Origin of the sequence: Bacillus sp. AP8 (genome assembly GCF_000321185.1) — a bacterium.
GTDB classification, from domain to species: domain Bacteria; phylum Bacillota; class Bacilli; order Bacillales; family DSM-1321; genus Bacillus_AD; species Bacillus_AD massilioanorexius.
The window spans coordinates 1-23,227 of record NZ_CAPG01000051.1; the positions used below are offsets into that span (position 1 = coordinate 1).

Here is a 23,227-nt window from a genome sequence, read left to right on the forward strand (position 1 = left end):
GGAAAACGTATTCATAGTAGCATTGGATATAAAACACCACAAGCTATGGAAGAAGCAGCTAGAAAAATTGCTTAAAACTTAACTTTTTGGTGTCCAAGATATTGACCTAAATCCAACTTTAATACTAATTTCCCTATTTACATAAACTTCATTTTCAACAAGAAAATTTATAAATTTTAGTTGCTCTTTTGTTGATAAATCTATAAAATCATGTGCTCCATACTTATAATGAAAATTATTAATTAATGTATTTATTGGACTAAAAAGTTTAATCAATCTCTCTTTATTTGTTTGTATTAATAAGTCTTCATCTCTAATTTGTCGTTGTTCTTTTATAGTTTCATGCATTACATCCATAGTTGACTTAATAGTAATCCTTACACCTAACAAAGTTAACGCACCTGAAACAACCCCACCTTTAATTGCACCATAATAAGTAGCGAAAAAACCTATCCATGTATCTAATTTTCCATTAGTTAAAGAACTTCCCCAACTAAATAAAGCTAAGTTAGCTATAATTGGTAATGATAAAATAAGAATAATAAATATAGGTACAACAGGTTTTTTCAGTAAACTAATAAAATCGCTCATTAAACAAATTTCCTCCCTTTTATTGATTCAATTCTACAAAAAGGTATATTTACGTGCAACTTTCGATAGAAAAGAATATTTGCTACAATAATTAAAGCGAATTTATTCATGAAGGTGATCAACTTTGTCTCAAGAAGAAAAATACGGAACTTATGATACTAAAATTATTTATAATTATAAAACTAACCCAGATGTGATATCTGGAAGATGCGACAACTGCGGTAATGCACACTTTAAAAGTTCAATAAAAGACACCATCTTTCTACGTGAATGCAGAAACTGTGGTATGAAGAAATCTATTTAGCCCTGTCATGAGATAGGGTTTTTAATATAAAAAAGCACCTCAAAAGAGATGCGAAAACGAGAATATATTTTATTTAACTTAAACTTTTTCTATACTCCTCAACAGTTTTTCTCATAATCAACTCTTGTTCAATTAAACTTTCTAAACATACTTTACTCGCTTTATCTTTATCATCATCACGAAAAACAGCTAAGGATACCCCACCCTTAAAGTTTGCAGCTACAACATAATCACCATCTGCAGTTTTTTAAACCAATAACTCAACCCTTTTTCCATTTAGATCAATTTGCTCTTTAACATTCATATTATCTATTCCCTCAATGTAAGGATTCGATATTTTACAATCATTACCTATTTAGTAATTAGGCGTATTTGTGACAATACAACTTATTACTACGTTATTCTCTTTTTCTTAGTTTATCCAAAATTTCAGCTATAGCTATTGCGATAAATCCATTTAAGGCACCAAACAAACATGCTACCATAACTGAACCGCTTGTATTAGTCGAAAATATATTAACAACAATTAATCCAAGACTTATTAAAACAAAAAGTGATCCAAAAGAACTTAGAAATCTTACCATCATTACACCCCTTTGTTTCCTTATTTCGACAAAAGGGAACATATTCCTTTAAATAAAAAGACACTCACACAAGTGAATGCTTTAACTTGGATAATCTTATATTGCACTAATCTCTGTTGCCGTACCTCTTCCAAAATCATATTCATCTCTGCACTTACTACACGTACAAAAAATAGTCCTATCTCTAAATCCAGGAATATCATCTTTTTGATATTCGACGATACCATCTCCACAAAGACATTTATATTTTTCTGTAATGATTTCTCCTCTACCAGCTCCATAACCTGAGCTATATTCTGACTTGCTACTAATCGGCTACAGTGTGGGACAAGGGGGTAAGAGTTCTCCAAAACTATTATAATAAGTAATTAGCGTAATGAGGTGATTTTAAAAAAGGTAATTATCTCCTTTTGTCGAAAATAATAATATTACGAAAATGGGAGAGATATGAATGGAATTAAAATTTAATCTATAAACCCAATAAAAAAACAGCACCTAAATTCTTCCAAGCGCTGTTGCTAAATTGTATATAGCTGTCTTTTTCTTAGAGTAATATTTACCCTTTTTTATACATAAATCCATCATGATGGTTAAATCGGTATAATCATTTGAATCTAAGTATTTCATTTCGATTATACGTCTTTCGATATAATCTAAGCTGTTTTCTAACGCTCTTTCCATTTGAATAACTTTTAATTCACTTTCAAATCATTAATTCTTATTTCCGGAAACAAGCTATAATCAAAACCGTTAATCGAACCTTTAAGGCTTTATAATTCCTAAGCTCTCTTACTAGTACAATGCGTATATATTTTTCATCTATATCTGCAAAGAGGGCTAATTGTTCCATCGGCATCCTCCCATGTTATAATTTATATATATCAATCTGCTGGGAGAATTCCTGGCATTTTTATTTTCTTCTTATTGCTACTTCTACGTTATCATTAAGTATTTGTCACAATGTTTATTATGGTAGTAAAAATTATGTTTTTTTGACGATAAATGCAAGAAAGGAGGGATAATATGGAATTCACTAAATATGCGGTCAATCTACTAAATAAACTAAATCTCTATATTCTACCTCATTATATATGGCTGATTATCCTTTATTATCTAATGATAAATGTATTTTATAAATATTTCTTATCTGTATTTAAAGATCAAGATAAGATAATTACTTCTATTCCAAACGAAGTAATACAATTTAATTCCATGATCCTACATGAAATAGATAAATGGTTACCATTATTATGGTTTTTAGGTTTCGCATTTATTTTCAGTGGGATATTTATCGGTTTTATTCAGCATGCTCCTATTCTGCATAATAAGAAAATTTCCGAACACGGTATCTATGGATTGTTTCTTGGTCCTTGGCTATTATTTATTGCAATCACCATAGAAATATATAATTTTTCAGGTGGCTATTTCCCTTTCTTTATTTTTGTTATCACACTAATAAAATTAGGGGTAGATGAATTAAAAGATAAAAAAGTTAAGCCATTTTACTGAGAAAAATGATTCCTGATGTTTTAAAGTATCCATTTTTTAATAATTATTCTGATTTATAAAAGTTCTTCTGAACCTCAATGGATTTATGAATCTGTTCATTTGAAACTTTACCTATCATAACAACCCACCTTTTAACCGATTATTGCGAATTATGAGGACCAAAACACATTTGCAATTTCGATGACTCTTTACAAAAGGATATTAAACGATTAGAACAAGGATTAGGGTATTATATTATCTTACTTGGATTGACTTCTGGAATGCGATTCGGAGAAATAGTAGGGTTAACCAAAAATGATTTTGACTTCAAATCAAATGAGATTAATATCAATAAAACATGAGGTTATACTTAAAAGATGAAAGAAGGATTTGACCCTCCTAAAAACGAACAATCTTATAGAAAAATCAAAATAGATAGTGGAACCATGCGCTTGTTTAAACAATTAATAGATACGATGCCAGATAACATTCATAAACTTGTATTTTTTAGTCTTTCATCAAAATATAAAGTAATTAGTAATAATAATGTGAATTCATTACTTCAAAAAACACTGGAATACTTAAATATACAACCAATAAGCATACATGGTTTAAGACATAAAAATGCTAGTGTACTGTTATATCAAAAAGTATCAATTTATTATGTATCCGAACGCCTAGGGTATAGCAACATTGAAACTACCCTTTCGTATTATGCTCAAGTTATTAAAGAACTTAGAGCACGTGATGAAAAAAGTACAATTAAAACCTTCGAAGATATGACAGGTTAAATCATAAAAAACGTTGTGTAAAAAATGTGTAAAAAAATAAAACTCTTATCTTTTCGACACTATTTCTTATTGTATAAAAACAAATAAAAAAACACCTTAAATATTGATATATCAACATTTCAAAGTGCTTACGTCTTTTTTATATTAATCATTAAATTTTCAAAAGCGTCCTGGGAGGGATTCGAACCCCCGACCGACGGCTTAGAAGGCCGTTGCTCTATCCAGCTGAGCTACCAGGACATGTTATGTAAGTTTTTTTCGTTCCTTTTTCCTAAGGACAAGTATTATTATATTAGCATATCAACAGAAAGTCAACGCTTTTTTTAAAACTTTTTTTCTTTTTTTGTAACAGGGAGATTTTTGCTCCCTGTTACTCATTATACATAATTTTAATCCATATTGTAAGAGGCTGATAAATTATTTAAAAAATTTCCCTCGTGATCATAAAAGTTTACTTTTATATTTTGATCGTTTATGTCCAGAATGACATATGTTCTTTCTCTTCGTCCACGTGGCAACAAAATACTTCCTGGATTTATATATAACACACCATCGTTTCCAAGTTCGCTTCCTGCCTGATGGGTATGTCCAAATAGAACAATTTTCGCTTGTTCTTCTTCAGCTTTATATGATAAATTTTGCAATGTCATTCTTACATTATATAAATGACCATGTGTGATAAAAAAACGGTAGCTTGCAATATTTACAGCTGCATACTCTGGAAATGCACGATCATAATCACAATTTCCTTTTACATAAATAAAATCCTTTAGTGCCGCATCATCTTTATTTAATTCCGAATCTCCACAATGAATCATAGCCACTGTGTTATTCTTGTATTTTTCCTTTAGTGAAAGTAAAGATTTTGAATCCCCATGACTATCACTCACAATTAGTACTTTCACAGCAATCGCTTCCTTCTTAAAGAATTTGATTTAATGTTTCTTTTAATTTTCTTAAGGCATTCCCTCGATGACTAATCGCATTTTTCTCCTCAGATTGAAGCTGTGCCATTGATTTTTCTAAAGAAGGAACATAGAAAACTGGATCATAGCCAAATCCATTTTCACCTTGTCTAGCTGTTAAAATTCTACCTTCAACCGTACCAGAAACGGTTTTAGTTTCTTGACCTGGAATAGCAACTGCAAGAGCACAATAGAAACGTGCAGTTCTCTTTTCTTCAGGTACATTCTTTAGTTCTTCTAACACTTTTTCAATATTTGCTTCATCATTTTTTGCTTCACCAGCATAACGCGCAGAATAAACACCCGGTCTACCATCTAAAGCATCAATCATAAGCCCTGAATCATCTGAAATAGCCATCGTATTATATTGCTTACTTAGCGATTCCGCTTTTAAAATGGCATTTTCTTCAAACGTTTTCCCTGTTTCTTCTACTTCAATAGCATCTTCTAAATCAAGCATAGTCATAACTTCATAGCCTAGTGGTGCAAATAGTTCTACAAACTCTTTTGCTTTTCCTTTATTTTTTGTTGCAATAATTAATTTTTTCACGATTATTTCTCCTCTTGTTGCGTAATTAAATGTGCGACTTCACCTAATGCTTCTTTCTGTACTTTAAAAAGCTCCTCGAGACCATTCTTTGCCAATGATAACATTTCTTGTAGTTGTGAATAAGAAAAAGTAGATTCTTCACCAGTACCTTGTAGCTCAACAAATTCCCCTTGTCCTGTCATAACAACGTTCATATCTACCATAGCAGCACTATCTTCAATATAGTCTAAATCTAAAACCGCTCCATTGTCCTCTGTAATACCAACACTTGTAGCAGCCAAGTAATCTTTAATTGGAAATATTGCTAAATTCTTTTCCTTATGTAGTTTTTCAAATGCAAGTGTCATCGCTACAAATGCTCCTGTAATAGAAGCTGTTCTTGTTCCACCATCCGCTTGTATAACGTCACAATCAACCCAAACCGTTCTTTCACCCATAGCTTCTAGGTTGACTACAGCACGTAATGCTCTTCCGATTAAGCGTTGAATTTCCATTGTACGACCTGTAATTTTTCCTTTGGCTGCTTCACGAATATTTCTTTGCTGTGTAGCTGCTGGAAGCATTGAATATTCAGCAGTAACCCAGCCTTTTCCTTCTCCTCTCATAAATGGAGGTACTCGATCATCTATTGTTGCTGTACAAATGACTTTCGTATCACCTACAGTGATAAGTACAGATCCTGCAGGATGCTTCAAATAACCTGTTTCTATATGTATTTTTCTTAATTGTTGATTTTCACGGCCATCATGGCGCATTTGAATTCCTCCTCTATATGTAATACTATTCTTCCTATTACCATTTCAGCTATTTTATAGCAAGGATTAAAGCCATGCTAGAAATGTGGTGACTTTTCAAATTATCAAAAAGAAAAGATAGGCTATACAGATATAGCCCATCTCTATATTTGCTATTATTTAGTATATCAAAAAAAACGCGTTTACAAACTAGTACTATTGACTTTTTCAGGACGACTTACCGGTTCCGTTAAATCTTTTCCATCTTCTAGTTTTAAACTAGCTTTTCCATTTACTTGGACTTCTACACTTTGAATGTCTTTTTGTTCTGTTAATGATAACACAAGTGCATCAAGTAGTCGTTTAGAAACTGTTTTTTCTTCAAAACTACTATAAATGCTTTCATTAAAGTTTAACGCGACTTTGCCATCCTTAATCTTTGGTTCATCTAATAACGTAAGCTCAGGAGCAAATTCGTTTAACAAATGAGAAGAGGAGGATGGACCTTGGGCTAGTTCATCAATAACTGCTGAGACAACATTCTCATTCTCCATATTAACCCTTTTTGTAACCGGTACATAATAATAATCTTTCTCATTACCACCTAAATAGTAAACCGTTAAAGGCATCGTATTCGTAATATCAACAACATCTGAAGAATCTATATTAATTCCACTTGCTCTCGTTAAAGCTGCCGAAATAGGAGTTTTTCCTACAGGCATTTCAGAAAGCTCATGTCCATTCATTTGCAGCTTCACAGTTTTGACAGAATCAAATTGTGTAATTGTCCATGTAATAGCTTGTAATATTTTGAGTTCATCTTCTGCTTTATATTTTGCAAATTCTGAAGAAAAATCTACAGTTGCTACACCTTTCTTATTAATGTCAACATCTACCGCTGTATCAGCTGGTAATACGGCTCGAAAACCATTAGGAAGCATATTCGAAACTGGTCCATTCTCTACTAGATGTTCTAAAGCTTGCTTCGCAACACCTGTTGAATTTGGTAAAGCTACTGATTGTGGTACAACATAGCCATTTTTATCTAGCAAATACAACTCAGTCATAACCGTTTTTTGTGCTTCTTCCCCTTTTGTTGACATTGTTTCCTTATCTACTTCCGTATTTCCTTCAATGACAGTTTCCTTTTGTGGTGGATCAATTTCTTTGGCTTTATTACTAAGCAATCCACATCCACTTAGTAGTAAGGATGAAGTTAAAAGTGTAGTAACAAATACCGCTTTTGTATTTTTGGACATTTTTTTCCCTCCTGGCATAGTTTGTACTACTATGTATACGAGCCTTTAGAATAAATAGACCGTATGAAAAAAATAATCCACAAGAAAATCCTCTTAAAGGAAACGAATTATACATCCTAATTTTTATTGCTTTCATTTCAAATAATAAACCTATCAGCCTAGCGGTGAGCAAAATTGTAGACTATCTAAAATAAAAAAGGTGTTCAGAAGCTAGGCTTCTGAACACCTTTTTTATGTAAGCTTAACAGAGTATACATGCTGTAAATCTTGTTGCAACCAAGAAGAAGCAATTCTTCGAAACATATCTTTTGATCCTGTTGTATAGAAACAATGAATCGGTTTTTGCTTCGTCTTATTTAATAAGCCATTATATTCAAGAATCGCACTAGTTTCACGTGCTGTCTCATCACCTGAGGAAATAACCTTGACTTTTTTACCTAAAGTTGTAGATATCACAGGTCCAAGTAATGGATAATGCGTACATCCTAATATGAGTGTATCGATTCCAGAACCTTTAAATGAATGAAGGGATTCAGCAACGACTTTCTTTGCTAAAGAGCTGCCATATTGTCCACTTTCTACGAGTGGAACAAATTTAGGACATGCGATACTTTTGACAATTACATCTTCATTAATAGATTGAAGAGCCTCTGAGTATGCTTCACTATTTACAGTTACTTCTGTTCCAATAACGCCAATTTTCATGTTTTTAGAGTTTTTAATAGCTGCTCTTGCTCCTGGTTGAATAACACCAAGAACAGGAATCGGTAACGCTGCTTTAATGTCTTCTAATGCAGCAGCTGTCGCTGTATTACAGGCAATAATAAGCATTTTAATATTACTTTTCAGCAAAAAGTTTGTTAGTTCCCATGTGAAATCACGAACTTCCTCTGTTGTTCTAGGACCATAAGGACATCTAGCATTATCGCCCAAGTACAAAATTTGTTCATTAGGAAGCTGACGGATAATCTCTTTCGCCACTGTCAATCCGCCCACTCCTGAATCTATAATACCAATTGGTTGTTTCAAAAAAACTCGCCTCAATCTTCTTTCATTTCTTGATGTAATTTTAACAAAGAACGATTTAATGATGAAATTTCTTCGTCACTATAATCTGATAAAATGTTATTTAAATAATCTTGTCGCTGTTCAATAACATCTTCAATTATGCGTTTTCCTTCTTCTAGCAGATGAATGCGGACAACACGACGGTCATTTTCATCCTTGACCCTCATCAGTAATTCTTTTTTTTCCATACGATCCACAAGATCTGTCGTAGTACTACAAGCTAGAAACATCTTATTAGAAAGCTCACCTATTGTCATATCCCCATCTTCATTTAACCATTGTAACGCAACGAATTGAGGAGGAGTAATTGCATAATTATTTAATAGAACTCTTCCCTCTTGCTTAATGATTGAAGCTATATAACGTAATTCTTTCTCTATAGATGCGACCATTTGAGATTTCATATCATCTTTTTGCATGACATACTCACAACCCCTGATTGAATTCTTAGAAATATTATCTATTATTTTCACCCAATTTCAAAGAAATTTCAAGCTATGAAAATACAAGAAAAAAGAAGCAGAAAAATTACAGACTTAAATACAAGGTATCCAAGCGTTCATTTCTCTGCTTACTAACTAAGTTGCATATCGTAGAACTGTCAAATGGCAAGCATTGCGAACAATGATGCTATAAATGTAGTTCCCCCATACGAAGGAGCTCAACAACCGCTTGCGAACGTCCCTTCACTCCAAGCTTTTGCATCGCATTCGAAATATGATTTCGAACCGTCTTTTCGCTTATAAACAATTCACTAGCAATTTCTTTTGTTGTTTTATCCTGAACTAACAACTCAAATACTTCTTTCTCTCTTTTCGTGAGTAGTGGTTTGTGTGTGAATTCATTCTCCTTCAAGTACTGTAACCCTCCTTGCCTTGACCAGCTGTAACCTAGGAATGGGTATAGATTTAGTCAAATTATAGTATGTTAAAAAAGGCAAGGAAGTGACTATTTTCCACGTTATACAATATATAATGTGAAACTTTGTTTAGAAAGGTTATTTGTTAATCCCTTACTTGAATTAATTGCTTCTCATTCATACAACTTAGATTCCTCTTCGTTCTATAATATAGAAGGTTTAGCACTAGTGTAAATGAAATAAAACTCCTCGACCATTACATTACTAACAGATGGCATGGTTTTTACTCGTAGAAATAAATTTATTTTTTTTCCCCTCTGTCCAAGCAATCGCTTTTCCGGTTATTCGTGATATTTGGACAATTGTACCTCTCCCAGTAAAAACAATTTCGCCATTCACTTTTTTTCCCATATAATGTAGATCTACAGACGAATTTCCGATTTTAACAGCTTTTACATATAAATCTATACTTTCGTCATAGTATACCTGCTTAACAAAGTCACATTGAAGATCAGCTACAACAGGTATACTCTCTATATCAGGGTTTACCCAATCATTCATAAATCCTAAGAATTTAAAGTATTCTATTCTTGCTAATTCAAAATACGTGAACGGCACTGTATTATTTAAATGCCCAAACATATCTGTTTCTGAAAAACGAACCGTAACATTATGAGAAAATTGAAATTCCTTCTCCCATTTACTCATGTCATCAATGTATGCTATTCTTGACATCCTTTGCCCCCTATACTCATTAATGAATGAATAATCACTCATTAAATTATGAAAAAATTTTTCCATATTACATTACTATGATCCCCACTTATTAAGTGAGTATAGTAACATCTTTTTGAACACTATACACGAATCTACTTTGATGTCCAAATGATTTACCCCTATAATACTATACTCAACATGTGAAACATAGAAATTCTCCACTTTAAAAGAAAAAACAGATATAACATAAGGGCCTGTCAAAAAGGATTTCAATCCCTTTTGACACAGCCCCTAGCTACTTTTAATAGTTATTGTCACTTCCGAAGAAGTTTTTAAATGCTTGAATTGTTGTATCACGATTAAGAGCTGCAATTGAAGTTGTTAAAGGAATACCTTTTGGACAAGCTTGAACACAGTTTTGAGAGTTACCGCAGTTCGCTAATCCTCCATCTCCCATAATTGCTTCTAAACGATCAGCTTTGTGCATTTCACCCGTTGGATGCGCATTAAATAATCGTACTTGTGATAATGGAGCTGGTCCCATGAAGTTTGAACCACTGTTAACATTAGGACATGATTCTAAGCATACACCACAAGTCATACATTTTGAAAGCTCATAAGCCCATTGACGTTTTTTCTCAGGCATACGTGGTCCAGGACCTAAATCGTAAGTACCGTCGATTGGAATCCACGCTTTAACTTTCTTCAATGAGTTAAACATACGAGAACGATCAATTTGTAAATCACGAATAATTGGGAACGTACTCATTGGAGCTAGACGAATTGGTTGCTCTAATTGATCTACTAAAGCTGTACATGATTGTCTTGGTTTTCCATTGATAACCATTGAACATGCTCCACAAACTTCTTCAAGACAGTTCATTTCCCATATAACCGGTGTTGTTTTTTCTCCCTTTACATTAACTGGATTACGTCTGATCTCCATTAACGCAGAAATAACGTTCATATTAGGACGATAAGGGATTTCAAATTCCTCTGTATAAGGGGAAGAATCCGCATTATCTTGACGAGTAATAATAAAGCGAACGGTTTTTTGATCTGCCATAATCTAATTTCCCCCTTTATTAATGAGTTTTTGTATAGTCACGTTTACGTGGTTTAATTAATGATACATCAACATCTTCATAACTAATATCTGGAGTAGCATTATGTCCAGTATATTTAGCTATAGTTGTTTTTAAGAAGTCCTCATCATTACGATCTGGGAATTCTGGTTTATAGTGTGCACCACGGCTTTCATTACGGTTATAAGCCCCTAATGTAATAACACGTGCAAGTTGTAGCATATTATCTAATTGACGAGTAAATGCTGCACCTTGGTTACTCCACTTAGAAGTATCATTAATATTAATTTTTTTGTAGCGTTCCATTATTTCTTGGATTTTTTCATCTGTTTTTAAAAGCTTGTCATTATAACGTACAACTGTTACGTTTTTAGTCATCCACTCTCCAAGCTCTTTATGAAGAACATATGCATTTTCATTTCCATCCATTTTCATGATGCTATCCCATTTAGCATTTTGTTCTTTAACATGACGATCAAATACAGAAGAAGAAACTGCATCGCTACTTTTCTCTAATCCATTGATATATTTAACTGCATTAGGACCTGCAACCATTCCTCCATAAATAGCTGAAAGTAAAGAGTTCGCTCCTAATCGGTTTGCACCATGTTGTGAATAATCACACTCACCAGCAGCAAATAATCCAGGAATATTTGTCATTTGATTATAATCAACCCATAATCCACCCATTGAATAGTGAACAGCCGGGAAAATTTTCATTGGTAGTTTACGTGGATCGTCACCTGTGAATTTTTCATAGATTTCGATAATTCCACCTAATTTAACATCCAGTTCATGTGGATCTTTATGAGAAAGATCTAGATAAACCATGTTTTCACCATTAATACCAAGTTTTTGTTCTACACAAACGTCGAAAATTTCACGTGTAGCGATATCACGTGGTACTAAGTTTCCATAAGCAGGATATTTCTCTTCCAAGAAATACCATGGTTTTCCATCTTTATAAGTCCAAATACGACCACCTTCACCACGAGCTGATTCACTCATTAGACGAAGCTTGTCATCACCAGGAATAGCAGTTGGGTGAATTTGAATCATTTCACCATTTGCGTATGATACACCTTGTTGATAAGCAATTGATGCAGCTGAACCAGTATTAATAATTGAGTTAGTAGATTTACCAAATATGATACCAGGACCACCTGAAGCTAAAATCACAGCATCAGCTGAGAATGATTTCACTTCCATTGAAGTTAAGTTTTGTCCTGTAATTCCACGACAAATACCTTCATCATCTACAATTACTCCTAAGAATTCCCATCCTTCATACTTAGTAACTAGTCCTAGTGATTCAAAACGACGAACTTGCTCGTCCAGTGCATAAAGTAATTGTTGTCCAGTAGTAGCACCAGCAAATGCTGTACGATGGTGTTGTGTTCCACCGAATCGACGGAAATCAAGTAATCCTTCTTCTGTACGGTTAAACATAACCCCCATACGGTCCATCATATGTATAATCGATGGAGCTGCTTCACACATTGCTTTTACTGGAGGTTGATTTGCTAAGAAATCTCCTCCGTACACAGTGTCATCAAAGTGAATCCATGGTGAGTCTCCTTCACCTTTCGTATTAACGGCACCGTTAATACCACCTTGAGCACAAACAGAGTGAGACCTTTTCACAGGAACTAGCGAAAATAATTCAACATGTTTGCCTTCTTCTGCAGCTTTAATAGTGGACATTAATCCAGCTAGACCACCGCCGACTACAATAATTTTACCTTTACTCAACCTTACTCACTCCCTTATAGTAAGCACTTTTTTGCAATATTCTGTTTAAAAACAACAAATCTATTCAACTTCAAAAAATAGTATATTAGTATTCTCTTATACGAATGCTAATAACGCTCTAATACCTACGATAGATAATAAAACGAAAATAATCATTGTCACATACGTATTAATTTTTTGTGAGCGTGGAGAAACTGTGATACCCCATGTAATACAGAAAGTCCAAAGACCATTAGCAAAGTGGAAAATAGCCGATACTACACCTACGATGTAGAATGTAAGCATAGCTGGATTTGATAAAATATCAGACATCATATCAAAATCTAACTCCGCTCCTAATGCCTTTGCAATTCTTGTTTCCCACACATGCCAAATAAGAAATACAAAAGTAATAATTCCTGTTACACGTTGTAATAAGAACATCCAGTTACGGAAAAAACCAAATCTACCTACGTTTGGCTTAGCTGTAAAAGCGATATACACCCCGTAAATTGCATGATACAGTAGTGGTAAAAAGATAATAACAACTTCTAAAACAATTAGAAATGGTAGACTCTCCATAAAATGAACCGCACTATTAAAAGCTTCTGAACCTCTTGTCGCCATATAGTTCACGGTTAAATGTACCACTAAAAATAAACCTACTGGAATTACTCCTAATAACGAGTGTAGTTTGCGTTTGGCAAACTCATTATTCCCTGCCATCATGTACCCCCCTTAAAATGTAAGATCAGTTAGCGCTCTACATTTACACATTGAGAGCACTAAACGTCTGAAATTAAAAGTCATCACACACAAATAAAATACCCCTACAAACTTAAATATAACCACAAATAGTACATATATTTAAATATTTCGAGATATTCTTACAATTGTATGACAAATTCATTTTACTCTCTTATACATGCACCGTCAAGAAAACGGATACAGAAAAAGGTATATAAATCTAGAATTACTTTTATTTGCAAAGAAATAAACCAATAGTGCTATACTATTCAGAAAATTACGTTTTCCAATAAGACAAAATATAAAGCAATACGACATATTTCTTTATATTTTTTTAAGATATTCTAATGATAACACATTAAATCTATCATTTATCACCGGAAGGATTCTTCGTTTAACCAGCAAAAATATATTATTCTAATATACAAACAAATTCTAGTGAAAACTTCCTGATAAACAGTTCTAGCAAGCGGAAAAATTGTATATAATATAAGTTGAGAAAGAGGGGTACTTCATGTCAAAAGAAAACCAAAACGAAGATGTACAAAATCAACCTTTACAAAACGAAACAGTTTCCATATTCAGTAAAGAAATTCTTAGAGATGTATTGTTACCAGACTTATTAGGAAAAGAGCATACTCAGGTTTTATATTGGGCTGGGAAACAGTTAGCACGAAAATTCCCTTTAACCGATCTCAATGAGGTAATTGATTTCTTTGAAAATGCAGGTTGGGGTATTTTACAAGAAGAAAAACACACAAAAAATGAAGCGGAATTTACCTTATTTGGTCCAATTGTTACAAGAAGATTTGATTTAAATGAAGATAGTGAGTTTCAACTTGAAGCTGGCTTTTTAGCACAACAAATTGAGCTACAAAAGAAACGAATTACAGAAGCAGCACCAGAAGCAAAGAGAAAAGCTGAAAAAGCCAAATTTATCGTTCGTTGGGATACAAAAGATATAGTAGACGATTCACAGGAATAAAAGACTTTGTTATAAGCCTTCTTCCGGATTGTAACTAGTATCAACAAAATTTAGCACAGCCTATTAAAAAGAAGGAAACAAAAAGAGGTCAAGTTAAATGACCGTTTTTGTTTCCTTCTTTTTATCTGTTAAGCAATTGATTTGCATGCAATGCTCGATAATGGTTTTATTTGAATAGTTTTTATAGTAAGAATCACGTTATTTTCACTCATGTACTTACATGATTTATTCTTTAAGCTTTTCCATAAGCTCAGAGGCTACGTTTTGAGGAATACCTAACTTTACAAAGTCTTCGAGTTTAGCTTCCTTCATTGCTTTCAAAGATCCAAAATGCTTCAATAACGTTGTTTTCCTTTTTACTCCTATACCAGGTATTTCATCCAATTTTGATTGAAAAACACTTTTCCCTCTAATTTGACGATGAAAAGTAATCGCAAAACGGTGAACTTCATCTTGAATACGTTGAAGCAAATAGAATTCTTGACTTCTAACATCTAAAGGTACAATTTCCAATGGGTTTCCCATTAATAAATTGGCTGTACGATGTTTTTCATCCTTTACTAAACCAGCTAATGGAATATCTAGCCCTAGTTCGTTTTCTAAAACATCCCTAACAGACTCTATATGCCCTTTACCACCATCAATAATGATTAAATCCGGTAAAGCTTGCCCTTCTTTTAAGGCTCTACTATATCTTCTTCGTACAACTTCTCTCATTGATTCATAGTCATCTGGTCCCTGAACCGATTTAATTTTGTACTTTCGATATTGCTTTTTATCTGCTTGCCCATCAATAAAAACAACCATAGCTGAAACTGGGTTCGTTCCTTGTATATTTGAGTTATCGAACGCTTCAATTCTATGTGGAGTATATATACCTAATGTTGCTCCTAAATTTTCAACTGCTTTAATTGTTCTTTCTTCATCTTTTTCAATAAGAAGGAACTTTTCATTTAAAGCATTTTTCGCATTTTTATTAGCTAACTTTACTAATTCTTTCTTTTGACCTCGCTGTGGCTGTAGCGTCTTAATCCCTAACAATTCTTGAACGATATCACTATCTACAGAGTATGGTAAAAGAATTTCTTTTGGTTTAATATGATTGGCTTTATCGTAAAACTGTCCTAAAAAGGTGAGAAGCTCTTCTTCTGGCTCATCATGTATAGGGAACATAGAAACATCGCGTTCAATTACTTTTCCTTGTCTTACAAAGAACACTTGAACACACATCCATCCTTTATCAAATGCATACCCGAAGACATCTCGATCCGTGAAATCAGTCATGACCATTTTTTGTTTTTCCATTGTGGCTTCAATATGAGATATTTTATCACGGTATTCTTTCGCTCTCTCAAAATCTAATTCTTCAGCAGCCTCTGTCATTTTTACCGTCAAATCTTTCTTAATATCCTCAAAACCACCATTTAAGAACTTTGTAATTTCAGTGGTAATTTCTTTGTATTGTTCTTCATTAATATCGAATACACAAGGAGCCAAACATTGTCCTATATGGTGATACAAACACACTTTATCAGGTAGCGATGTGCACTTACGAAGCGGATAAATACGATCTAATAACTTTTTTGTCTCATTTGCAGCACTTACATTTGGATATGGACCAAAATATTTCCCTTTTCCACGCTTTACTTTACGAGTAATAATCAGCCGTGGATGCTTTTCATTGGTTAGCTGAATAAATGGATAACTCTTATCATCCTTCAGCATGACATTGTACTTAGGATCATACTTTTTAATTAAGTTCAATTCCAATAATAATGCTTCTATGTTGGACGACGTTATAATATATTCAAAATCCTCTATTTCATTAACAAGACGAAGTGTCTTTCCATCATGTGACCCTGTAAAATATGAGCGCACTCGATTTTTTAGAATTTTTGCTTTCCCAACATATATAACGGAACCTTGACGATCTTTCATCAAGTAACACCCTGGTTGATCTGGAAGCAAAGCAAGTTTTGCTTTTATCAATTCATTCACAAGTTTGCCTCCTCTTCACATAAAATGAATGATTTTACTTCTCTTATTATACAATGTCACTGTAAAAAACTAAACAAAGCTCCAACTAATTACACGAATATCATATAGAAAGATGATGAATTCTTTTCAGCTTCATTAGCTTTCACTAATCATTGATCACACATTTACAATAAAATATTCTAAAATAATGAAATCTATCTTTTTACTTTATCTAGTAGTACTTTACTGCTAATCATAAATTTTGATTAATTAGGCTGTTTTCGTAAACTCACTTTCCTACTTCCGTTCATCCATTAATTAAGTTCTATTTAAAAAAATAAGTACCTATATATAGGTACCTAAGTAGTATGATATTTAATTAAGGATTTCACTATCCATAGAGATTTGCTAGAATTCACTCTTTCCCGAAAAAATAGCACAATCACAATTCTAGAATTTTAGTATTTTCTTAACAATATAAAAAATGTCCAAAAGGTAAACTTTTGGACATTTGCTATTATGCGTGTCTTTTTACCAGCTCAGCTAGAGCTTCTTTTGGTTGGAATCCTACTACTTTATCTACTACTTCTCCATTTTTGAAAAGAATTAGTGTTGGGATACTCATAACACCAAAGTTTCCTGCAGTTTCTGGATTTGCATCAACATCTACTTTAACGATTTTTACAGTATCGCTCATTTCACTATCTAACTCCTCTAATACAGGAGCAATCATTTTACAAGGTCCGCACCATGCTGCCCAAAAATCTGCTAATACTAAGCCTTGAGCAGTTTCAGTTGAAAAACTTTGATCTGTTGCATTGACAATCGCCATACGAAAGCCCTCCTAATAATTACTAAAATAACTAATGTTAGTATAACATTGTTACATTCTAAGATGCTAATAATTTGTTTAGTTGTACACACGTAATATACCCTTTTTCATGAAGAATATTCCTATATATTAAAGAATTATAAATTACTCTACTTTATTTCAAAGTGATTATTCAAAGTATCCCATTGTTTTTCCTACTAGATTTTGTCTAATCTACCTTTATACAAAGCTATCTTTTCCTACAAAATCCATTCTAATCTTTCATGATTATCTAAAAATGATTTGTACATCTAGTATGTATATTACCCAAATAATCTCTTTAAAAAATTCTAGTCTATTACATAAAAAAGGTGTCATACAAAAGTATTACTTTTGAGACACCTTTTCATTACATATTATACGTTAACTTTTAATTTCTTCAATTCTTCCGTTAACATTGGTACTACTTCAAATAGATCTCCAACGATACCGTAGTCAGCTACTTTAAAGATGTTCGCTTCTGGATCTTTGTTAATAGCTACGATTACTTTTGAATTTGACATACCTGCTAAATGTTGAATTGCTCCTGAAATACCGCAAGCGATATATAAATCAGGTGTTACAACTTTACCCGTTTGGCCAATTTGAAGTGAGTAATCACAATATTCTGCATCACAAGCTCCGCGCGATGCACCAACTGCTCCTCCAAGGACATTTGCTAATTCCTTTAGTGGTTCAAATCCTTCTTCACTTTTCACACCACGTCCACCAGCTACAACTACTTTTGCTTCAGAAAGATCAACACCTTCAGTTGCTTTACGTACAACCTCTTTAATAATTGAACGTAAATCTTTAATTTCAGAAGAAACTACTGATACGTCACCTGAACGAGATTCATCCTTTTCTAATGGAGCGATATTATTAGGACGAATTGTAGCAAGGATAATACCATCCGTAACGATTTTCTTTTCAAAAGCTTTTCCAGAGTATATTGGACGAACAAATACTAAATTACCACCTGCTACTTCTAATGCTGTGCTATCTGAAACTAAACCTGCTTCTAGTTTAGCTGCGATTTTCGGTGCTAAATCTTTCCCTTGAGCCGTGTGACCAAAGATAATTCCTTCAGGACTTTCTTGATCAACTACTGATAATAATGCTTGAGAATATCCGTCTGACGTATATTGAGCAAGTTTACTATCTTCAACAACAACTACACGATCTGCACCATATTGAATAAGTTGACTTCCTAGTGCTTGAACTGCATCTCCAATTAATACACCAACTACTTCCCCACCTTCAGAAGCAATTTTAGCAGCAGCTACTGCTTCAAAAGATACATTACGAAGTGAACCATCACGAACTTCACCTAGTACAAGAATTTTTCTAGCCATCTATAATAACCTCCTATTACCATCATGTTGGATTTATATTACTTTTGCTTCATTGTGTAGAAGACTTACAAGTTCCGTTACTTGCTCTTGTAATTCACCTTCTAGAACTTTACCCGCTTCTTTTTGAGCAGGTAAGAATATCTCAATTGTTTTTGTTTTAGCTTCCACATCGTCTTCTTCTAAATCTAAATCATCTAATTCTAATTCATCTAACGGCTTTTTCTTCGCTTTCATAATACCTGGTAAAGATGGATAACGTGGCTCATTTAGACCTTGTTGAGCTGTTACTAAAAGAGGTAGGCTTGTTTCAATTACTTCCGAATCACCCTCAACGTCACGGACAACGCTTACATTCGTTCCATCAATATCTAATTTTGTAATTGTTGTGATATATGGAATGTCTAGCAATTCCGCAACACGTGGACCTACTTGTCCAGATCCACTGTCAATTGCTATATTACCTGCAATAATTAAATCTGCTTCTTTATCTTTTAAATATTCAGCTAATATTTTTGATGTTGTAAATTGATCTCCATCTTCTACATCATCTTCTACATTAATAAGCACGGCTTTATCAGCACCCATAGCTAAAGCTGTTCTTAATTGTTTCTCAGCTTCTTCGTTCCCTACAGAAACAACTGTCACTTCTCCACCATGAGCATCTCTAGTAACAATCGCTTCTTCTACTGCGTACTCATCGTAAGGGTTAATAATAAATTCAGCACCATCTTCATTGATTTTGCCACTTGCTAAAGTTATTTTTTCTTCAGTGTCAAATGTTCTTTTTAATAAAACATAAATATTCATGTATTAGCCTCCTGTTATAATTTAATTATGAAGATTTAGAATATTTAGGGCGCAATTTACTTTCCAGAAAACTGCGGTTGCCTTTTTTCAATAAATGCAGAGATACCTTCTTTCGCATCCTCAGAGACAAATATTTCTCCAAAGTATTCTGCTTCTTTTTGTACACCTTGGTAAAATTGTTGATGTTTTGTATAGTTTAGTAGTTCGATAGCTTTCCTCAAAGCTAATGGACTCTTCAATGCTACCTTTTTAGCTAATGTTAGTACTGCACCTTGAAGTTCTTCTTCTGGATAAGCGGCATTCGCTAATCCCCATTTAACAGCTTCTTTTCCTGAAATTGGTTCACTCGTAAATAACATTTCTGCTGCCTTTGCTACTCCAACATAGCGTGGTAGCCTTTGAGAACCTGCAAATCCCGGTACAAGACCTAATTGTAACTCTGGCAAACCAAGCTTTGCATTTTCGGTAACATAGCGAATATGACATGCCATTGCTAGTTCAAGTCCACCGCCTAATGCAGCTCCATGTATACTAGCAATAATAGGTTTCGAGAATTGTTCCATTCTTTCGAAAAGTTCTTGTCCTCTAGCAGCTAATTTAGCAAAAGCTTCTCCCGATGTAATCGTTGTGAATTCTTTAATATCTGCGCCTGCTGAAAAAAATCTTCCCTCACCTTGAATAACAATTACCCGTACTGCTTGGTCATCTTCTAAAAGATCTAGTAAAGATGATATTTCTTGAATTACTTGTGAAGATAAGGCATTCGCTGGTGGTTTAGTAATATTGACAACCGCTACATAATCATCAACACTATACGAAATTAATTGCATTCAAATCCCCCTTGCTCTTACTTCTTTTTCTATTTAATACATAATATAGTATATAAGTTATTTTTTAGCAGTTCAAAACATTTTAATTAAAAGGGTATCAATTTTTCGATACCCTTTCAATCTTTAGACATTTTTGTTTTGAATAAGTCCTGCAATAAATAAATTATGTACATCCATAGTTAAGTCTTGAAGATCATATTTTTGTTCATTCATAACCCATGTAGTAACAATTTCATCAAGTGTTCCAAATATCATTTGTCTAGCTAACTTATAGTTCAAATTAGCTTTAAACTCACCTGTTTCAATACCTTCTTTAAGAACACTGTCTACTAATACTAAATAGCCTTTCAATACTTCATTTATCTTAAAACGAAGATCTTTATTAGACTGTCTTAGTTCTAACTGAGTTACTTTTGCCAAATGAGGATCATTTGAAAGAATTTCAAAATGCTTTTTAATCAATACTGATAGCTTTTCAGATGCACTTTGTTTTCCTCTAACCTCATCTTCAATTTTCTCAACTAACTCACCCATTTTCTCTTGGAATAGAGAAATTAAAATGTCTTCCTTGTTCTTAAAGTATAAATAAATCGTACCATCAGCAACTCCTGCTTGTTTGGCAATCTTAGATACTTGTGCTTGGTGATAACCATACTCCGCAATAACGATTACTGCTGCATCTATTATTTGTTTATACTTCGGTTTATTCTTTTTCAAAATGGAGTTCCCCTTTCAGAGAAATGAATGAATCATCATTCATATTTTTATAATAATATCCAAATGAATTGATGTCAAGTATATTCTAGAAAGGAGAACCCGATTCCTTTTATTATATTTTTTATTATACAACGATATTTGAAGCTTGTCTAAAAATCAGATAAATATAAGAGCGCAATGCTCTTTTATTTAAGCTTGTTTTATGTCATTAGCCATTTTCTTTTTCTCTTCATCAACTAACGAACGACGCAGAATTTTCCCAACTGCTGTTTTAGGTAATTCAGCTCTAAATTCATACATTCTTGGCACCTTATATGCTGCTAAATGTTTTCGAGAAAATTCATTTAAATCTTTTTCTGTTAATTTACTGCCTTCTTTTAATACTACATATGCTTTCACCGTTTCTCCCCTATATGGATCAGGAATTCCAGCTACTACACATTCTTGAACATCTTCATGTTCATATAGTACTTCTTCCACTTCGCGAGGATATATATTATATCCACCAGCTATAATCATATCTTTCTTACGATCGACTACATAAAAATAGCCATTTTCATCCATATAACCTAAATCACCTGTTAAAAACCAACCGTTTCTGAATGTATTTTCTGTATCTTCAGGTCTATTCCAATACCCTTTCATTACCTGAGGGCCTTTAATACCTATTTCTCCAACTTCATTTATTGGAAGAGGCTCTCCAGTTTCAGGTGATAAAATAGCTGCATCTGTATCAGGGTACGGTACCCCTATACTACCTTTTACTCTAGGACGATCCCATAAAAAGTTGGCATGTGTAACCGGTGAAGTCTCTGTTAGTCCATAACCTTCAACTAACTTTCCATTCGTTACTCTTTCAAATCGTTCCTGTACTTCTACAGGCAATGGTGCGGATCCACTAATACAAGCACTGATAGAAGATAAATCATATTTTGATAGATTTTTATGGTTTAACAAGGCGATATAAATTGTAGGTGCTCCTGGAAATAAAGTTGGTTTTTGTTTATCAATCGTTTTTAATGTAGTTTCAGCATCAAATTTAGGCAATAGAATCATTTTATGTCTTTCCATAACAGCAAGTATTAAAACCGTTGTCATTCCATATACATGGAAAAATGGAAGTATACCTAATACAGATTCTTCACCTTCATTACATTTGTAAAGCCATGATTTACACATTTTCGTATTAGAAACAAGATTTTTATGCGTTAACATAACCCCTTTAGGGAATCCAGTAGTTCCTCCTGTATACTGAAGCAATGCTAAATCATTTTCAATATCAACTTCTAATTCAATTTCTTTTGCAGGAGCTATTTTCATAATTTCTCGGAGTAGATGATTTGAACCCTCATGCTTTACATTCACAACAATGCCGTACTGCTTTTTTTGCATGTAAGGATAAATAAGATTTTTTGGAAAAGGTAGATAATCTTTGATAGCGGTTACAATAATATGTTCTAAATTCGTATTATTTTTGACTGAGGATACTCTAGGAAATAATATATCTAACGTAATAATAGCTTTTGCCCCTGAGTCATTCATCTGATATTCTAATTCTCTTTCCATATAAAGGGGATTTGTTTGAACGACTACACCACCGGCGAAAAGTATACCATAATAACTAATAACGGATTGTGGTGTATTCGGAAGCATAATAGCAATACGGTCGCCCTTTTTAATTCCAATTTCCTGTAAGTAATTAGCTACCTTTAATGCTGAATGATACAATTCTAGAAAAGTTAATTCTTTTCCCATAAAATGAATTGCAGCTTTTTGTGGAGATTTTTCCGCAGCATCTTTTAAGTAAGTTTGAAGTGGAAGCGTTCCATACTCCATATTTATCGGCATATCTTCTGGATAGTGCTTTTCCCACAACTTTTCTCCCATCAAAATACCTCCTTTGTAAAATTATTGAATTCATACCATTTAATTATAATATATTATCTTTTTTGTGACAATTATGAATATTTAAATTAAAAAACACAGCTATTAAGCAAAATTGCTTTCCTATAGCTGTGACATTTCACTACTTTTGAATCAGTAAATTTAGACCTATATTCTATTAAATTCCTACAATTAAATAAACAATTCCAATAATCACAAAGCATGATGCTACAGAAATTAACACCTTTGCTAAAGTCTCCACATATACTCTCCCCTTTTATCACGCACTAGCTTGAGCTCATCGTTCAAAATTAAGATAACAAACTTAGATACTTTTGCAAAATTATAA

General features: G+C 33.3%; 26 protein-coding genes and 1 tRNA gene. 4 read left to right on the forward strand and 23 right to left on the reverse strand.

Annotated features, from left to right (window positions below; all coding sequences use genetic code 11):
• Positions 1-78: 78 nt before the first annotated feature.
• Complete coding sequence (locus tag BN349_RS13335; protein WP_019242826.1) at positions 79-591, reverse strand: hypothetical protein; 513 nt, start codon at positions 589-591, stop codon at positions 79-81.
• Positions 592-715: 124 nt separating this feature from the next.
• On the opposite strand from BN349_RS13335, the gene BN349_RS26390 reads away from it, so the two are divergent.
• Entirely contained in the window at positions 716-895 is a 180-nt protein-coding gene (locus BN349_RS26390; RefSeq protein ID WP_081591242.1) for a hypothetical protein, read from the forward strand.
• A 398-nt stretch (positions 896-1,293) separates the two neighbouring features.
• Here the strand turns inward: BN349_RS26390 and BN349_RS13340 are convergent, their stop codons facing one another.
• The 3 genes from BN349_RS13340 to BN349_RS26660 form a co-directional block, all read right to left on the reverse strand.
• Positions 1,294-1,482: a hypothetical protein gene (locus BN349_RS13340; protein ID WP_148335184.1), complete on the reverse strand. Its 189-nt coding sequence runs from the start codon at positions 1,480-1,482 to the stop codon at positions 1,294-1,296.
• A gap of 492 nt (positions 1,483-1,974) precedes the next feature.
• Positions 1,975-2,160 carry an ArpU family phage packaging/lysis transcriptional regulator gene (locus tag BN349_RS26395; protein ID WP_051024256.1) on the reverse strand — a complete coding sequence of 62 codons (186 nt, stop codon included), beginning with the start codon at positions 2,158-2,160 and terminating at the stop codon, positions 1,975-1,977.
• Positions 2,161-2,197: 37 nt separating this feature from the next.
• Complete coding sequence (locus tag BN349_RS26660; protein WP_269719700.1) at positions 2,198-2,329, reverse strand: hypothetical protein; 132 nt, start codon at positions 2,327-2,329, stop codon at positions 2,198-2,200.
• A gap of 173 nt (positions 2,330-2,502) precedes the next feature.
• Here BN349_RS26660 and BN349_RS13355 point away from each other — a divergent pair, with 173 nt between their 5' ends.
• A complete protein-coding gene (locus BN349_RS13355; protein ID WP_019242829.1) occupies positions 2,503-2,988 on the forward strand; it encodes a hypothetical protein in 486 nt (161 codons plus the stop codon).
• Positions 2,989-3,344: 356 nt separating this feature from the next.
• Positions 3,345-3,758, forward strand: a complete 414-nt coding sequence (locus tag BN349_RS23955) for a tyrosine-type recombinase/integrase (RefSeq protein ID WP_051024257.1) — start codon at positions 3,345-3,347, stop codon at positions 3,756-3,758.
• 166 nt (positions 3,759-3,924) lie between these two features.
• Here the strand turns inward: BN349_RS23955 and BN349_RS13365 are convergent.
• The 12 genes from BN349_RS13365 to BN349_RS13420 form a co-directional block, all read right to left on the reverse strand.
• A tRNA-Arg gene (locus BN349_RS13365) sits at positions 3,925-3,998 on the reverse strand.
• Positions 3,999-4,147: 149 nt separating this feature from the next.
• A complete protein-coding gene (locus tag BN349_RS13370) occupies positions 4,148-4,663 on the reverse strand; it encodes a metallophosphoesterase (RefSeq protein WP_019242830.1) in 516 nt (171 codons plus the stop codon).
• Positions 4,664-4,679: 16 nt separating this feature from the next.
• The gene (locus BN349_RS13375) at positions 4,680-5,273 is read right to left on the reverse strand and encodes an XTP/dITP diphosphatase (RefSeq protein ID WP_019242831.1); all 594 of its coding nucleotides are present in this window, start codon (positions 5,271-5,273) and stop codon (positions 4,680-4,682) included.
• Between the two features lie 2 nt (positions 5,274-5,275).
• A complete protein-coding gene (rph, locus tag BN349_RS13380; protein WP_019242832.1) occupies positions 5,276-6,028 on the reverse strand; it encodes a ribonuclease PH in 753 nt (250 codons plus the stop codon).
• Between the two features lie 182 nt (positions 6,029-6,210).
• On the reverse strand, positions 6,211-7,266 hold the full coding sequence (locus tag BN349_RS13385; RefSeq protein WP_019242833.1) for a GerMN domain-containing protein: 1,056 nt from the start codon (positions 7,264-7,266) through the stop codon (positions 6,211-6,213).
• Positions 7,267-7,497: 231 nt separating this feature from the next.
• Positions 7,498-8,295, reverse strand: a complete 798-nt coding sequence (gene racE / locus BN349_RS13390; protein ID WP_019242834.1) for a glutamate racemase — start codon at positions 8,293-8,295, stop codon at positions 7,498-7,500.
• Between the two features lie 11 nt (positions 8,296-8,306).
• Positions 8,307-8,753, reverse strand: a complete 447-nt coding sequence (locus tag BN349_RS13395) for a MarR family winged helix-turn-helix transcriptional regulator (protein WP_019242835.1) — start codon at positions 8,751-8,753, stop codon at positions 8,307-8,309.
• A gap of 211 nt (positions 8,754-8,964) precedes the next feature.
• On the reverse strand, positions 8,965-9,189 hold the full coding sequence (locus BN349_RS13400) for a helix-turn-helix domain-containing protein (protein WP_019242836.1): 225 nt from the start codon (positions 9,187-9,189) through the stop codon (positions 8,965-8,967).
• A 268-nt stretch (positions 9,190-9,457) separates the two neighbouring features.
• Complete coding sequence (locus BN349_RS13405; protein WP_019242837.1) at positions 9,458-9,928, reverse strand: acyl-CoA thioesterase; 471 nt, start codon at positions 9,926-9,928, stop codon at positions 9,458-9,460.
• Between the two features lie 283 nt (positions 9,929-10,211).
• Positions 10,212-10,976, reverse strand: a complete 765-nt coding sequence (gene sdhB, locus BN349_RS13410; RefSeq protein WP_019242838.1) for a succinate dehydrogenase iron-sulfur subunit — start codon at positions 10,974-10,976, stop codon at positions 10,212-10,214.
• Positions 10,977-10,995: 19 nt separating this feature from the next.
• Positions 10,996-12,747: a succinate dehydrogenase flavoprotein subunit gene (sdhA, locus tag BN349_RS13415; RefSeq protein ID WP_019242839.1), complete on the reverse strand. Its 1,752-nt coding sequence runs from the start codon at positions 12,745-12,747 to the stop codon at positions 10,996-10,998.
• 96 nt (positions 12,748-12,843) lie between these two features.
• Positions 12,844-13,452, reverse strand: coding sequence for a succinate dehydrogenase cytochrome b558 subunit (locus BN349_RS13420; RefSeq protein ID WP_019242840.1), 609 nt, complete (start codon positions 13,450-13,452; stop codon positions 12,844-12,846).
• A 535-nt stretch (positions 13,453-13,987) separates the two neighbouring features.
• On the opposite strand from BN349_RS13420, the gene BN349_RS13425 reads away from it, so the two are divergent.
• Positions 13,988-14,458 (forward strand): YslB family protein, encoded by a 471-nt coding sequence (locus BN349_RS13425; RefSeq protein WP_019242841.1) that lies wholly within the window; start codon positions 13,988-13,990, stop codon positions 14,456-14,458.
• Between the two features lie 225 nt (positions 14,459-14,683).
• On the opposite strand, the gene uvrC is transcribed toward BN349_RS13425, so the two are convergent.
• The 7 genes from uvrC to BN349_RS13460 all read right to left on the reverse strand — a co-directional run bounded on the left by uvrC (position 14,684) and on the right by BN349_RS13460 (position 22,881).
• Positions 14,684-16,456: an excinuclease ABC subunit UvrC gene (uvrC, locus tag BN349_RS13430; protein ID WP_019242842.1), complete on the reverse strand. Its 1,773-nt coding sequence runs from the start codon at positions 16,454-16,456 to the stop codon at positions 14,684-14,686.
• A gap of 496 nt (positions 16,457-16,952) precedes the next feature.
• Positions 16,953-17,267 (reverse strand): thioredoxin, encoded by a 315-nt coding sequence (trxA, locus tag BN349_RS13435; protein WP_019242843.1) that lies wholly within the window; start codon positions 17,265-17,267, stop codon positions 16,953-16,955.
• Positions 17,268-17,662: 395 nt separating this feature from the next.
• Positions 17,663-18,640, reverse strand: coding sequence for an electron transfer flavoprotein subunit alpha/FixB family protein (locus tag BN349_RS13440; RefSeq protein WP_019242844.1), 978 nt, complete (start codon positions 18,638-18,640; stop codon positions 17,663-17,665).
• A 33-nt stretch (positions 18,641-18,673) separates the two neighbouring features.
• Entirely contained in the window at positions 18,674-19,447 is a 774-nt protein-coding gene (locus BN349_RS13445) for an electron transfer flavoprotein subunit beta/FixA family protein (RefSeq protein ID WP_019242845.1), read from the reverse strand.
• Positions 19,448-19,503: 56 nt separating this feature from the next.
• A complete protein-coding gene (locus BN349_RS13450; RefSeq protein ID WP_019242846.1) occupies positions 19,504-20,277 on the reverse strand; it encodes an enoyl-CoA hydratase in 774 nt (257 codons plus the stop codon).
• 123 nt (positions 20,278-20,400) lie between these two features.
• Positions 20,401-20,994 (reverse strand): TetR/AcrR family transcriptional regulator, encoded by a 594-nt coding sequence (locus BN349_RS13455; protein ID WP_019242847.1) that lies wholly within the window; start codon positions 20,992-20,994, stop codon positions 20,401-20,403.
• Between the two features lie 189 nt (positions 20,995-21,183).
• Complete coding sequence (locus BN349_RS13460) at positions 21,184-22,881, reverse strand: long-chain-fatty-acid--CoA ligase (protein ID WP_019242848.1); 1,698 nt, start codon at positions 22,879-22,881, stop codon at positions 21,184-21,186.
• Positions 22,882-23,227 lie beyond the last annotated feature (346 nt).